The sequence below is a fragment of the Bacillus sp. A01H genome, assembly GCF_045277205.1.
Lineage (GTDB): Bacteria > Bacillota > Bacilli > Bacillales > Bacillaceae_G > Bacillus_A > Bacillus_A paranthracis.
This window is the reverse complement of record NZ_CP117702.1, coordinates 2792921-2807218: the sequence shown is the minus strand read 5'-3', so window position 1 is coordinate 2807218 and position 14298 is coordinate 2792921. Positions and strand designations below refer to the sequence as shown.

Sequence of the window (14298 nt, the reverse complement as noted above, 5' to 3'; positions counted from 1 at the left end):
TTTTATAATGAATGAAAGAAATGTATGGTAATGGGGGTAAATCAAATACATGAAATGAAATAGTTCTTTTTGAGAGGAGGTAATGAGTCGATATGAGCTACTTTATTGCGTTAGTATTTGCTGTTTTATTAGCTTTTTCATATAAAATTGTTGATATTACAGTTGGCATTATTATTGGAAAAACGTTGTACCGCAAGATAGAAAATGAGATTATTTATATATGGGGGACAATACTGACGATAATTAGTTATTTTTATGTAGATAATTATGTATTCCGTTTACCAATTCACTATGAATCAATTGTTGTATTAATCTTGATTGCTTTGATAACGAATATTGTCATTTCACGATACTCAGGATATAATCCAATTGGGAAAAAGAATATCTTAAACTTTGTAATTATGTATCCTATTTTTGAAGAAGTAATTTTTAGAGGGATGATTATACCAATACTTAACAACGCATTCCCAATCCTCTCTAATTTTGAAATAGCTTACATACCAGTTACGCTACCAATTCTAATATCTTCCTTTCTATTTGCTGTATCTCACTTACAATATTACAAATTTAATCAGACTAGTATAAAATTTATGCTGTTCGCATTTTTAGGTGGAATAATACATGGTATGATTACGGATTCCACACTATCAATTGTTTTCCCAATATTATTACATATAGAATTTAACTTCCTTTCTGTATATTACGCAAAAAAGCTGTAGTAAATTGATAATTGAGTTAGTGTATTTATAAATGAATTATTGAAATCTTATTAAAAAAGGTAAGAAAATAGTTTTTTTACTACAGCTAACGAATTTTACGTCAACAATCACCTCTAGCTGGGGAACTAGTTGATTTTTACAGTAACAAAGATAAAATCTCACATGTAGAGACTGTTTTAGCGTATAAAATCCGCATTTCAAAAAGCTGACAAAAGTCAGCTTTTTTTATTCGTAGCATAAAGTAAAGCACCAATCGCACCGCTATTACCACCATCTTGTAAAAAAACAGGTGTTTTATTTTGATATTTTGTGTAGCTACTAATAATATTTTGAAGGTGTATGTTATTACATAGAGTTGAACCAATATAAATAATATGGTCAATGTTTTTTGTTTCGGCGAATTGAAGGCTTAATGCAGTAACGACTTCACCGACAAGTCCTTGTACAGTAGCAAGTATATCTGAATTATTATAATTTGATTCTATAGTAGCGGCTTTACCAAAATTGCTTGCAGTTAAACTATTATCAATAGGGGAGAGAATACCAACATAAATATCTCCAACCGTAATATCTAGTTTTTTTCTAGTTCCTACTTTTGTTAAAGGGATCACATCTTCAAAATGATCTAGATTTGTTAATAATTTTGAAAGTCCCATGATAGTACCACCGCCAACACCAGTTCCGCCAGCTCGAATATATTGGTCATTATAAACGTAATGAATAGAAGTACCTGTACCGATATTTGTTAAAATAAAGTTGTTTATATCATACTTCTCTTCTTTTAAAATGTATCGGACGCCTATAAGAGTAGCTTCAAATTCATTTAGTTCTACTATTTTATATGAGTTTGAAAGTAGTTGCTGTAATTCTTTCGCTTTACCACCTGTAATACATATTTGCTTTTTACCAGTGTTTTTCTTAAGCCAATCTATTATTTTATCTTGTTCATTTGAATAAAATTTTTCAAAAGCTAATTGCCTTTGTTCATCCAAATAAGCAATTTTCGTTAATGTGCCTCCAGCATCGATACCAATAGTACTTTCCATTTGTCTGCTCCTAACTAAGTAATTTATTTACTCTGTTCATGTTGATGAAACGAATTTTTAGGAGATAGACACCCCCGTTGAATTACATGATTTTTATTCTGCTTGATATATTAATAGCTTTTCTATCGTTACAATCGGTTGATTATTAACGGTTGCGGTACCTTTACCGAGAACAAAACCTCGGCGATTGCGAGTTAACTCATAATGCAAATTAAGTTTATCACCGGGATATGCTTTTTCATGGAACGTAACCCCATCTAACGAGGAAAGGAAGCCTAGTCCGTTAGAATCACTTGTATGTACAAATGCACTAAGCTGAGCAAGTGCTTCTACAATTAACATATGAGGCATATGTTTTTGACTATCATTTATAAACCATTCGTTATTTGTAATGAGTTTATATCCTGTAACGGATTCACCTTGTTTTACATTTGTTACTTTATCAATCATTAAAAATGGATAACGATGAGGAAGAGTGTCTTTAATATGCATTTAAGTACCTCCAATGAATAATACCCCTGCTTATAGTTAAGCAGGGGAGTTATCATTAATTTTTAACTAATTCTTCTGCTTTTTCAAGAGAAAAAATGCCACTATTTCTAATGTTTTCAACAACTTGTTGTAACACTGCTTTATCTTGAACGAGTGCAATGCGTACAAAGCCTTCTCCGTGAGGTCCAAATGCATGACCTGGCGTAACAACGACATTCGCACGATCCATTAATGCATATGCGAAATCTATAGAAGTCCAGCCGTTCGGAATTTCGGCCCAGACGAACATACTGCCAGCTGGTTTATCAACATTCCAGCCAAATGTTCGGAATCCATCAACTAAAGTATCTCTACGTTCTTGATAAATACCGCGGTTTTTCTCACAAAAAGCAGCGCCATTTCTTAGTGCAACACATGCCGCTTTTTGAATTGGTAAAAACACTCCGTAATCTGTATTAGATTTAAATTGTGTAAGTGCCCCGACAATTTCTTCATTTCCAATCATATATCCAATACGACTACCTGCTAAACTATAACTTTTTGACAAAGAGTTAATTTCTACGCCAACTTCTTTAGCACCAGGCACAGAAAGGAAGCTAATTGGTTTATTACCATCAAAATAAAATTCAGCATAAGCAAAATCATGGACAACAATAATGTTATGCTTTTTCGCAAATGCGATTACTTCTTTAAAGAAATCTTCATGAGCCATTGCTGGAACCGGATTCCCTGGGAAGTTTAAAATCATCATCTTCGCTTTATCTGCAATTTCTTCAGGAATTAGCTCTAAGTTAGGTAAGAAATCATTTTCTTTTTTTAAAGGCATGTAGTAAGATGTTGCTCCAGCCATTTGAATTCCTGTTTCATAAGCTGTATATCCTGGGTCAGGAACTAATATAATATCTCCTGGATTCGCATAAACCATAGGTAAATGAACGAGTCCGTCCTGTGACCCCATTAATAATAAAACTTCTTTATCGGCATTTAATATAACATTATGAGTGTTGTTGTAATATTCAGTTACAGCTTCGTGAAATTCTTGAATACCACTTAATGTGTATCCATAGCTTTCTTTTTGATTTGCTGTATGTACCATTTCTTCTCTTACGAAATCAGCAGGTGGCATATCAGGATTCCCGATACTTAAATCGATCATTTTGTGACCTGCTGCAATTTTTTCTTTTTTATAGGCCCCTAATTCACTAAATATAGAAGATTGGAATGCTTTCATTCTAGTTGCTAACGTGTAAGTCATCAAAACCCCTCCTAAAAAACAGTGTTTTCTTTCTGCGTTTTTAATTATTCTGAAAACACATGGTTACATTTTATCACTTTTTTGTGAAAATTAAAATGATTGACAAATTTAGAGGGAGGATAAAGAGATGGAATACAAAATAACGCAGAAAACATTTTCTGCGTTTGATATGAAGTGTAATTATTTCTTTTTATATGTACATAATTTTTCCACTGCATAAAAGTATACGTTTAATTTGCCATCGACAACTTTTAAAGTTTGATCTGATGTAAATGAGTTACCATAATCAATGTGATATACATTAGAATCCTTAACAAATGAGCCTTTGTATAAATCTTCTTTTTTCTTCGTTGTTTGCATCTCTACTAAATATTGAATGATTTTTTCTTTCTTTTCTTCTTTTACAACTGTTTCAAATTTATACGATATAGGACAAAGACCGTTTTTATTGTCAACGACTTCCCAAGAACCGTAAATATCATTATTGCTACATCCGCTAAGTAAAACGATGAATATTGGAATAATTAATAGAATCTTTTTCATTTTGTACTCCTTTCTTTGCATTTTCAATAAACGTGCGAATACGATACGAACATTGTAATAAATAAAGTTTAAATTTTTATAAAGAATTATTTAATTTCATATAAAAATTTAGGGGGGGATTGAAAAAGCATGAATCTAGTGTAAAGTCAGATTCATGCCGAGTACAATAGTTTATGTGATGTTTCTTTTGAGGAAGAATAAAGAGGAAAGTAGGATCACAATTCCATTTAAAATATATACAATTGCAACAATAAAGGCTAATGTACCTGCGACAAATCCAGCTTTATCAAATATAGAAGCGAATGCTGTGGTAGTCAAAAAGACAAGGGGAGTCAGTAGTGAAAATATAAAACCTGCGACAATTCTTCTTTTAAAGTTATGCTGAGAAAGGAAAATGGCTAAAAAGTTTAGGATGCTAAACATAACTATTACAAAAATAAAGATAATAAATAATTGCATACCATCAGACATTCCTACACCGCCTTGTTGTAGATAATAGTTTATATAATGTATTCGAAGGTAAGAGTGTTTACTCCTTTTAATAATTTCAATAAACGTAATAAATAAGATTATATAAAACAAAGAAGCATGGATTAGTTTAATACTACTAAATCCATGCTTCTTTAATTATGTTATAAATTCGCAGATTGCGAAGGTTGTTTTTCATACTGTTTCTGTTTAGATAGCGATATGAAGATAATGAATAATGAAATAACACCGAAAATAAGAACCATATATTGCAATCCAATCGTATCTAAGAAGAAGCCTGTGCCAAGTAAGACAATTTGGAACATCACTCTCTCAAACATATTACGGAATGAGAAGAGTCGGCCGTGATAGTTCTTTTCCACTTTCGTTTGGAAAATTGTTGACATAATAGGGAAGAAACAACCAACACTAAAACCAAACAACCCAAATGATGTAAGAGACATCCATTTTATATCGCTAAAGAACAATGATAGATGTGCAAAAGCGGTACAAACAGCGAAGAAATATAGTAACTTTTCAGGTTTGAAATGATCAGATAAACGTTTAATAACGAAGGCACCTAACATAAATGCGATACCTTCAATCGTATATATAAAGCCTTTAATCGTTGGATCATGTTGCATTTCGCTAATATTAATTACCATTAAATTAAATCCAGCTATAAATAATAGAGGGATAATACTTAATATAAGTGCTGTGAAAGCAATCGGAATTCCTCTTAAAATACGAAATACTTCCATAAAGCTATTATCTTTTGCCGCTTGCTTACTAGGTGTTGTTGATTTCTTATCTTCGAATTGTAGGAAGAAAGTTGAGAGGAATAATAAAGCATATGCTGCCATTGAGAAGGCGTACATATATTGTAAACTCATTACAACTAAAAGAATTCCACCTAGTGAAGTACCTGCAATACGAGCGATTGTACCTACATTCATATGTACACCGTTCATTTGTAATAACTCATGCTCACGTACGATGAGTGGAATTACAGATTGTAATGCAGGGAAATAAAATGCTGCTGAAATTTGAAGCGCAACCATAAATGCAATCATAAAGGCGATACTTTCAAATTGGATAGCGAAAAACATAAAAATAACACTAATAACACGACCAAAACCAGCATAAAGAAGGACTTTTTTCTTTTCATATTGATCGATGATACGACCAGCCATAGGTCCCACTAGAACACCTGCTAATAGCCCGATAAACAATATAACTGATTTCATGAAATCAGAAGGGACATATTTTTGCATAAATTCCAGGTTGCCAAGAATTCCAAGCCATAACCCTAAACCAGCAATAAACTCCCCAATTAAAACAATCCAAACATTTTTATTACGCCACATAATATAAAACCTCTCCGTCTTTTAAAATGAAAAACTCGTATATAAAACCTCCTTATTTTATGTATTATTTTTAACGAACTTTTTTAGAGTCAGAGTCTATATTACGTGTTTCATGAGTGGATTTCAATTTTTTTGATTTGTCAAAAAATCGATTCGTTAATTGATAAAATAAGCAAATCAAAATGTAAATACTAAATGATTAAAACATAATGAATAGTAGGGATAAATATTAAAAAAATAAAAAAGCAAGAACATATAACTATGTCTCGCTTTTCTCAATTGCAAAATTAAACATTAGATTCACTTAGCAGCATTTACGCTCTTGTCCAATAGCTAAAGCGCTAAAAGATAGAGGACCAACAACTTCTGCGCTTGCACCACTAGTAAGGTTTTCTACAGTTAATGAATATTGGTGTGTTCCACTGCTAACATTTTGATCTATAGCTTGAAATGTTTGAGTGTAGAATTGCTCAGAATCTGTAGATTCAATACCTGCTTGTGCATTGAAAATTTCAAAGTTATCACGGAAAATTCGGAATAAAACTTGTGAAGTCCCAGATATACCTTCTATACCAATTGTAGCGATTAACTCTACACGATTATTACGTGAATTTCTACTTGAAATTCTTACTTTCAAATTTGCTAGAATTGCTTTATTTGGAGAAGCTGGAATTGCAAAAGTGGTTTCACCCGTTTTACTTATAGGTTGAGTAGCTTGGTAATCAACGATATGAGTCATATTCGTCACCTCCTCTTATACTAAAATATGAAAATAGCAATGAAATAGCTTGGACAAATAATAGAGTCGACATTAATTGTTGAAAAGGAGTAATTCACAAAAAAGCATCAAGAAAATATCACAATACAGTGATGGTTTTCTTGGTGCTTTTGTACTTAGGCCGAATATTCTTCTTTGCGTACTTCGAAAAATTCATTACGACGTAAGTAATTATAAACTTTCTCGGAAACCTCTTCTTCTTCAGACATTAAGAAACGATGATTAAAAGCATAGAAGGATTGACCTTTAATTAATTTTACGTAGTAAATTTTACACGCCTCCTCTAGCAAAATTAGTATTCACTTAATATTATGATGACCTATATGCTTGTGAATCATACTTGAAGTTTCAAAGTATAGAAGCGAAACAAATTAAAAAGCTTACAAAACTGTAATGTTGTTGTCACGTTTTCCGATAGTTAAAAATAACCAATCTCTTCTATACTACAAATAAGTTACATAAAATAAGGGGGTAAAAATGATGGATGAAGTGATTGGAGAAGTTGTAGCAGGAATTTGTGAATTTGTGGTGGAAGTAACAGCAGATGCTATTGGGAATTTAGTTTCTGGAAAGGATGAGGAAAAAGAAACATTATAATAGTTTGTAAAAGTATACAGATGATTAAACTATAAAGGCTGATTTCTAAAGGGAAGTCAGCTTTTTTATTTTTTACATTATATTAATATTATTTGAATATTCATTTGTTATTATGTTTATGAAACTCATAAAGGAGGTGAATAAATAAAGATGTCGAATTTAGAGGCTGATTTATCTGATTTTCGTTTAATTGTGGCGAATGTGGAGGAAAAGGAATATCACTTTATTGTTCGTGAACACCCGATTGTAGGAAAAATTATATCGCTATTGGAAAATGGAAAAGAATATGGTTTAATAGATAAACAAATTGCTAATAAAGATAAATTTATTAAATCGGAGCTTACTAAATTAGAGTATTTTAACATAGATGTTCTCTATCATACACCTGGATGGATATGGATTGGTATGGATCAATTTGGTTTACATGCTCGTGAGGCTACTTATAACGAAGTAGACGTTATTATGAAGTTGAAAGAGGATTTATATTATATAGATGTATATGAAAAAGTAAAAATGTAATTGATATTTGGTCAGGTTAGGGGACAAGTTCCCGTAGCCTTTTTTGTTTTATATGTAAACGGAAAATCGATTTTATGTTGATGATAGGACAGCATGATAAGAAGTGAGCTGAAAAGAGGATTTGAAAATACATAAAGAGAACTTTAATTATTATATGAATTCTATATGTAAATAACAATAGAAAGAAGATGATAAAATGAGTAAAGAAGAGCTTGTGAAACAACAGTTTGGTAATAATGCGGAGAAGTATGTAAAAAGTAAAATTCACGCTAAAGGACCGGATTTACAATATGTAGTTCAACAAGTTGAGTCTCGTCATAATAATCGTCTTCTTGATATTGCTACTGGCGGAGGACATGTTGCAAATGTATTAGCGCCATTGTTTAACGAAGTAGTTGCTTTAGACTTAACAGAAAAAATGTTAGAGAATGCAAAAAAATTTATTATAAGTAACGGCCATGAAAATGTGTCTTTTGTTGCTGGAAACGCTGAGAGTTTACCGTTTTCTGATAGTTCTTTTGATACAATTACGTGCCGAATTGCAGCACATCACTTTACGAATCCAGCTCAGTTTATTTATGAAGTAAATCGTACGTTAGAAGATAATGGATTGTTTATTTTAATAGATAATGTTTCACCGGAAAATAATGAATACGATACATTTTATAATTTTATAGAAAAAAAGCGGGATCCGAGTCATGAACGGGCTTTGAAAAAAACAGAATGGATTACCTTATTAGAGAAAAATGGTTTGCAAATGCAGTCATGTCTTACTTTTGACAAGAAATTTGATTTTGAATGGTGGTGCGATATGATGAATGTACCTTTGCAGAAGCGGGTGAAGTTAACAGAATGTATGATGAAAACATCAGTTGAAATGCAAGAATTCTTTAACATTCAATATGAAAATAATAAAATTATATCGTTTTATACTGAAATGGCATTGTTTGTATGTAAAAAAAGTTTAACATTAAAAAGATAAATTTCTTGCAGTCTTTCCAAAGTACGTTATACTTAGTAACAGAGAAAATGAGAATTGAGGAAATGTAATAATGATTCGCGTACGTATTGAAGGAACTGAAGAAGAAATGCTTGAATTTATGGAGAAAATGCCGGATATTCCTGGATTTGAAAAAACACATACGAGAGAACCAAGAAAAGGAAATAATCCAAAGTATGATTCAAGTAAAAATGTGCTAGCATATTTATCTTATAAAAAGATTGAAGTCGCCAATAAATAGGCGGCTTTTTTAGTTTGCACCGTTTCACAGCCTTGTCTTTTTTACATACTAATAATAGTAGATAATGCTGAAGAGGGGTGAGTATACATGCCCATCAACTTAAGGCTTTTTACTACCCCCAAGTACAAAAAAACGTTATTCTTTCTTACATAATATAAATGAGAAAGGGTGACGTTTTTTTATGAATCTCGCGATTCAAGATGAATTACAACCATTTGCGGAAGAATTACAGCGCTATATCACACCTGAATTTTTGGAAGAACTAGCAAGAGAGATGAAGTTTGTAAAGAGAAAACGCAAATTTTCGGGATCAGATTTAGCTACCATTTGTATTTGGATTAGTCAAAGGGTGGCCAGTGATCCTTTAGTACGATTATGTAGTAGACTTCACGCAGTTACAGGTACTGTACTTAGCCCGGAGGGCTTAAATAAACGATTTAATGAAAAATCAGTGTTATTTTTAAAACATATCTTTTCTTTGTTGTTACAACAAAAAATCTGTGAACAAACACACATTTCTAGCCAACTTTTTGCGCATTTTAAACGTATTCGCATCATGGATGCCACTATGTTTCAAGTACCCCATACTTTGGAACATATATATCCTGGTTCAGGTGGCTGTGCGCAAACCGCTGGGATCAAAATTCAATTAGAATATGATTTGCATAGTGGACAATTTCTTAATTTTCAAGTGGAACCTGGAAAAAATAATGATAAAACATTCGGAACAGAATGTTTAGATACGTTACGGCCAGGCGATTTATGTATTCGTGATTTAGGGTATTTTTCATTAGAGGATTTAGATCAAATGGATCAACGGGGTACGTATTATATTTCGCGGTTAAAGTTAAATACAAACGTATATGTAAAAAATCCAGATCCGGAGTATTTTAAAAATGGTTCCATTAAAAAACAATCAGAATACATACAAATCAATGTCATACAGATTTTGAATCAACTCCAACCAGGGGAAACGATAGAATATCAGCAAGCTTATATTGGAGATAAACAGCAGTTATTTTCACGTCTCGTTTTTCATCGTTTAACAGCGGCACAATTACAAAAACGCCTAGAGAAAATTACAGAAAAAGAAAAGTCAAAACACAGAACCTATTCAGAGAAAAGTAAATTAGTAGCGGGATTAAATGTATATGTGACAAATGCACCTTGGGAATGGGTTCCGATGGAACAAGTACATGAATTGTATACATTACGCTGGCAGATAGAAATTGTTTTTAAAACGTGGAAATCATTATTTGATATAGATCATTGTCGCACTGTCAAACAAGAAAGAATAGAGTGCCATTTATACGGAAAACTGATCGCTATTTTCTTATGTTCTTCTACCATGTTTAAAATGCGTCAACTTTTATTACAGAAGAAGCAAAAAGAATTAAGTGAATATAAAGCAATTGGAATGATTCAAGACCATCTATTTCTCCTCTATCAATCCATACAAAACACCCAAGAGATAACAAATCTTCTAACCCGCCTGTTCCACCTTCTACAACAAAACGGACGGAAATCTCATCGATATGAGAAGAAAACTGTCTTTGATATCATGGGTGTTATCTATGAGTATAGTGGATGCAGCAAGCAAAAGAAAGCTGCATAAGAAAAAATGAAACCCGTTAGGGTTTATTTTGCGTGCTTATTTTTAATAAATCCCTCCATTTGGGGAGATTTTAGTTCAAATGAACAAAATTTTGTTTTGTATCCATCCTTAAGTTGATGGGCATGGGGTGAGTATAGTTAATAAGAAAATCATCTTTTTTGGAGACTTTGGTATTGATGATGCTGTGGCGTTAATTTATGCAAATAAAACATGTAAATTAGATATTTTAGGTATTGTTGCTGAATATGGGAATGTATCGCGAGAAATCGTAACAGAAAATGTGTATTTTTTAGAAAGATACTATGCTACAGAAGTAAAAATCATTGAGGGTGCAGCAAGACCGATGACAGCTGAAGAACCTTTGTTTTTTCCTGAAATTCATGGAGAGCACGGCCTAGGTCCCATTATTCCACCTGAAATGAGGATTTGTAAACGAGAAAATTTTTGTGAATTAATTAAATTAATTGAGCCTTGTCCAGAAGATATTATTATCGTAGCGACAGGACGATTAACAACGTTGGCAACATTATTTTTATTATATCCAAATGTAATGGATAAAATATGTTCGTATTATATTATGGGCGGTGCGTTTTTATTTCCTGGTAACGTTACTCCTGTATCGGAGGCAAATTTTTATGGAGATCCAATTGCTGCAAATATTGTAATGAAGTACGCAAAGAATGCGACTATTTATCCATTAAATGTAACGCAACAGGCCCTAATTACGCCTGAAATGGTGGATATTATTAATAAAGAAGGAACAGGGCAGGCAAAGCTTATTAAACCAATGATTGATTTTTATTATGAGAACTTTTATAAAAAAGAATACCCGGGTATTGCTGGAAGTCCGATTCACGATTTGCTTCCGTTCATTTCATTTATAAATGATGATATTTTTGAATATAAAAAATCTGCAGTTTGGATTAGTACGACAAATGACGTAACAAGAGGACAAAGTGTGGCTGACTTTAGAAAAATAGCTGAGCCGACGAGGTTTGATGATCGGCCGATACAAAGAATTGCGGTTGGTTTTAATTATCCTGCATTTAAAGAAGAGTTTATGCGGACAATATTGAAGCCCGATTGTCCATAATAAGTGTAATATCTCAAGCTGCATAAATCGTTAGTCTAAAAAGTTAATTAACATGTATTATTTTTACAAAAAAATACAGTTATGCTCCGTGAATAACTTATGAAAAATGTAACATAACTAATGGTAAGCAATTGTTTCTAATTATATTTTGATTGGTGAAATATAAAGGAGGTTATCATATGATTTGGTCTTTAATCGTTGGTGGTATATTAGGGTGGCTTGCTAGCTTAATTACTGGTAGGGATGTACCAGGCGGTGTAATTGGTAATATTATTGCTGGTATTATTGGTTCTTGGATTGGTGGGAAATTACTTGGTAGTTTCGGCCCAGTAATCGGCGGATATGCAATTATTCCAGCTTTAATTGGTGCGATTATTTTAATCTTCATCGTAAGTTTCTTATTGCGAGCAATGCGAAAATGAATGTAAGGACTGTTTACATTTGTAAGCAGTCCTTTTTATATGTTATGCTAGTATTATACAATCAGGAGGTGTCAGCATTGAAAACATTTACAGTAAATTTTCATCAAGAAGATAATGCTAAAGCGACAACAGTACATAAATTAAGTGAAGAGGACTTCAATAAAGCGACAGAAAAAGGTACTCGTCATCTATTTGATTTAGATACAAACGTTGGATTCTTCGTATTCTTTGACGCAGAAGATGCAGAAGGAAATGATCAATACTTAATGCTACAATATGAAGGAGATCATGAAGAGCCAACTGCGTGTTACGGATTTGACTTAAAATTATACTATCAATTTTTAGCACTATACTTAAATGATCTTGAATTCCAAGGCGAAACGGATGAGGAAGAGGAAGAATATGGTCCAATTCATCATTTAGCTCACTTACTTTACCATATTGTTGAAGATGGTAAGTCAATCGAAGTGTAAAAATACATATGTAAAGCTGTCCTTTTTGGGCAGCTTTTTTCTATTTAAGGAAGGAGTGCAGTGTAAATGGCGAGAAGGGATATATAAGGAGATGGAAAAATGATAAACAATACAATTCCAAGTTTTTTAAAATTATGGGAAAGCACCGACGTAGAATTAGCAGTCCTCAATCAATACTTCACTTCGCATCCAGAGATATTTGAAGAATACTTTAAGTATCATTGTCCTAATACGAATGAACGTCTTTCTAATGCCATAAAACAATATCCCGCAAAAATAGAAGACATTCGTATCATTACTAAAACATTACCAATCATTATCCAAGAGGTAACAAATGCATATCATAATAAATTTAACTTTGATGTAAAAATGAAATTTCATTTATTTGTTGGAGGATTTGGATCAAATGCATTTGTAGAAAGAGAGATTATTGGAGATATGTTTTTTGCCGCAGAAAAATTATCTCCAAATTTAAATCACCTTCGTGTTATTGTCGCTCACGAAATAGGGCATATATATCATAATGTTATGTTACAAAATAATGGAATGGATTGGGAGAAAGCTGAGTGGACCGATGCGGCAGTTAATTTGTATCGTGAAGGTGTTGCAACATACGTATCAAAGCAAATTGTGAAAGGTTTAAATGAATCCGTGTATTACTCATATGACGATGATGGTGAACGTTGGTTACAATATTATATAGAAAATGAAGAACAAATAAAGAAACGTTTTTTGAAAGATTATATAGAAGGATGGACGTTTGAAAAAGAGAAAGAGTGGTTTCGGTTATCTGGCGGACAATATTTTGGATACAACCGACTCGGTTATTTTTTAGGAACAGCTTTTGTAGAATATGTTGCACAAGCATTGGGCGAGAGTGAAGTATTTACTTTTTGGAACAAACACAATTTGAAAAGAGGTGTAATGGATTGGTTATCGAAATGAATCAGATTATGATAGGGGGCTGAAATGTATGAGAGTGTATGTAAAGATAGGTATGTTATTTCTCGCTTTTACATGTATTTTTGCATTAGTAGCATGTAAAGGAACGGACGAAAAAAAGGAAACAGATCCAACAACGGAAAATAGTAAAAATGAACAGAATAATACTTCTGAAGAAAAGAAAGAGCCTGAGGTTAAATCAAATACCGATTCAAATTCGAAGGATACAGTTATAAACCAAAAATCAATTAACCACGTTAAAAACTTGTTTGAACTAGCGAAAGAAGGAAAAGTACCTAATGTTCCGTTCGCAGCTCATACAGGAGATATTGAAGAAATAGAAAAAGCGTGGGGGAAAGCAGATAAAACAGAACAAGCAGGAAACGGAATGTACGCAACTTTTACAAATAAAAATGTTTCCTTCGGTTTTAATAAAGGATCACAAGTTTTTGATGTACGCTCCTATCATGCAGAACTAAAATCAATTACATTACAAGAAATTGAAAAGGCATTAGGAAAACCAAACTCAGTTAAAGGAAATGGTGAAGATAAAATATATGTATATAAAGTAAACAATCAGTTTGAGTTAAAATTCATCATTCCAAAATCGACTGGTAAGGTAAATCATATTTCGGTATTTTCACCTGAGGATAGTATTAATAAAATGGCAGGGTAATAAAGAAAGGATGTCACAAAGGTCATCGAGACTTTTGTGACATCCTTCTTTT

The 14298-nt window shown here is 32.5% G+C and carries 18 protein-coding genes; 10 read left to right on the top strand and 8 right to left on the bottom strand.

Annotated elements, in window-relative coordinates:
* Positions 1 to 92: 92 nt before the first annotated feature.
* Positions 93 to 719 carry a CPBP family intramembrane glutamic endopeptidase gene (locus tag PSR14_RS14815; protein WP_048557959.1) on the top strand — a complete coding sequence of 209 codons (627 nt, stop codon included), beginning with the start codon at positions 93 to 95 and terminating at the stop codon, positions 717 to 719.
* A 215-nt stretch (positions 720 to 934) separates the two neighbouring features.
* On the opposite strand, the gene coaW is transcribed toward PSR14_RS14815, so the two are convergent.
* The 8 genes from coaW to PSR14_RS14775 form a co-directional block, all read right to left on the bottom strand.
* On the bottom strand, positions 935 to 1765 hold the full coding sequence (gene coaW, locus PSR14_RS14810) for a type II pantothenate kinase (RefSeq protein WP_098487199.1): 831 nt from the start codon (positions 1763 to 1765) through the stop codon (positions 935 to 937).
* Between the two features lie 93 nt (positions 1766 to 1858).
* Positions 1859 to 2257: a 3-hydroxyacyl-ACP dehydratase FabZ family protein gene (locus tag PSR14_RS14805; RefSeq protein WP_000547657.1), complete on the bottom strand. Its 399-nt coding sequence runs from the start codon at positions 2255 to 2257 to the stop codon at positions 1859 to 1861.
* A gap of 55 nt (positions 2258 to 2312) precedes the next feature.
* On the bottom strand, positions 2313 to 3512 hold the full coding sequence (locus PSR14_RS14800; RefSeq protein ID WP_000222674.1) for an LL-diaminopimelate aminotransferase: 1200 nt from the start codon (positions 3510 to 3512) through the stop codon (positions 2313 to 2315).
* Positions 3513 to 3692: 180 nt separating this feature from the next.
* Positions 3693 to 4055 carry a hypothetical protein gene (locus PSR14_RS14795; protein ID WP_000722267.1) on the bottom strand — a complete coding sequence of 121 codons (363 nt, stop codon included), beginning with the start codon at positions 4053 to 4055 and terminating at the stop codon, positions 3693 to 3695.
* Positions 4056 to 4226: 171 nt separating this feature from the next.
* On the bottom strand, positions 4227 to 4526 hold the full coding sequence (locus PSR14_RS14790) for a hypothetical protein (RefSeq protein WP_001279503.1): 300 nt from the start codon (positions 4524 to 4526) through the stop codon (positions 4227 to 4229).
* A gap of 161 nt (positions 4527 to 4687) precedes the next feature.
* Positions 4688 to 5890: an MFS transporter gene (locus PSR14_RS14785; RefSeq protein WP_000269249.1), complete on the bottom strand. Its 1203-nt coding sequence runs from the start codon at positions 5888 to 5890 to the stop codon at positions 4688 to 4690.
* Between the two features lie 304 nt (positions 5891 to 6194).
* Positions 6195 to 6629: an exosporium protein ExsC gene (gene exsC / locus PSR14_RS14780; protein WP_073541761.1), complete on the bottom strand. Its 435-nt coding sequence runs from the start codon at positions 6627 to 6629 to the stop codon at positions 6195 to 6197.
* A 155-nt stretch (positions 6630 to 6784) separates the two neighbouring features.
* On the bottom strand, positions 6785 to 6937 hold the full coding sequence (locus PSR14_RS14775; RefSeq protein ID WP_073541767.1) for a YqbF domain-containing protein: 153 nt from the start codon (positions 6935 to 6937) through the stop codon (positions 6785 to 6787).
* A 478-nt stretch (positions 6938 to 7415) separates the two neighbouring features.
* On the opposite strand from PSR14_RS14775, the gene PSR14_RS14770 reads away from it, so the two are divergent.
* The 9 genes from PSR14_RS14770 (at position 7416) to PSR14_RS14730 (ending at position 14246) form a co-directional block, all read left to right on the top strand.
* On the top strand, positions 7416 to 7784 hold the full coding sequence (locus tag PSR14_RS14770) for a hypothetical protein (RefSeq protein ID WP_000067092.1): 369 nt from the start codon (positions 7416 to 7418) through the stop codon (positions 7782 to 7784).
* Between the two features lie 196 nt (positions 7785 to 7980).
* Positions 7981 to 8766, top strand: coding sequence for a class I SAM-dependent methyltransferase (locus tag PSR14_RS14765; RefSeq protein ID WP_048557955.1), 786 nt, complete (start codon positions 7981 to 7983; stop codon positions 8764 to 8766).
* Between the two features lie 70 nt (positions 8767 to 8836).
* Entirely contained in the window at positions 8837 to 9025 is a 189-nt protein-coding gene (locus PSR14_RS14760; RefSeq protein ID WP_000621882.1) for a YvzF family protein, read from the top strand.
* A 181-nt stretch (positions 9026 to 9206) separates the two neighbouring features.
* Positions 9207 to 10640, top strand: coding sequence for an IS4 family transposase (locus PSR14_RS14755; RefSeq protein WP_098487850.1), 1434 nt, complete (start codon positions 9207 to 9209; stop codon positions 10638 to 10640).
* 127 nt (positions 10641 to 10767) lie between these two features.
* A complete protein-coding gene (locus PSR14_RS14750; protein WP_000029504.1) occupies positions 10768 to 11733 on the top strand; it encodes a nucleoside hydrolase in 966 nt (321 codons plus the stop codon).
* 179 nt (positions 11734 to 11912) lie between these two features.
* Positions 11913 to 12155, top strand: a complete 243-nt coding sequence (locus tag PSR14_RS14745; protein ID WP_000638307.1) for a GlsB/YeaQ/YmgE family stress response membrane protein — start codon at positions 11913 to 11915, stop codon at positions 12153 to 12155.
* A 77-nt stretch (positions 12156 to 12232) separates the two neighbouring features.
* A complete protein-coding gene (locus tag PSR14_RS14740) occupies positions 12233 to 12628 on the top strand; it encodes a hypothetical protein (RefSeq protein ID WP_000847587.1) in 396 nt (131 codons plus the stop codon).
* A 99-nt stretch (positions 12629 to 12727) separates the two neighbouring features.
* Entirely contained in the window at positions 12728 to 13573 is an 846-nt protein-coding gene (locus PSR14_RS14735; protein ID WP_000609539.1) for a hypothetical protein, read from the top strand.
* A gap of 28 nt (positions 13574 to 13601) precedes the next feature.
* Positions 13602 to 14246: a YjgB family protein gene (locus PSR14_RS14730; RefSeq protein WP_001267136.1), complete on the top strand. Its 645-nt coding sequence runs from the start codon at positions 13602 to 13604 to the stop codon at positions 14244 to 14246.
* Positions 14247 to 14298: the final 52 nt, after the last annotated feature.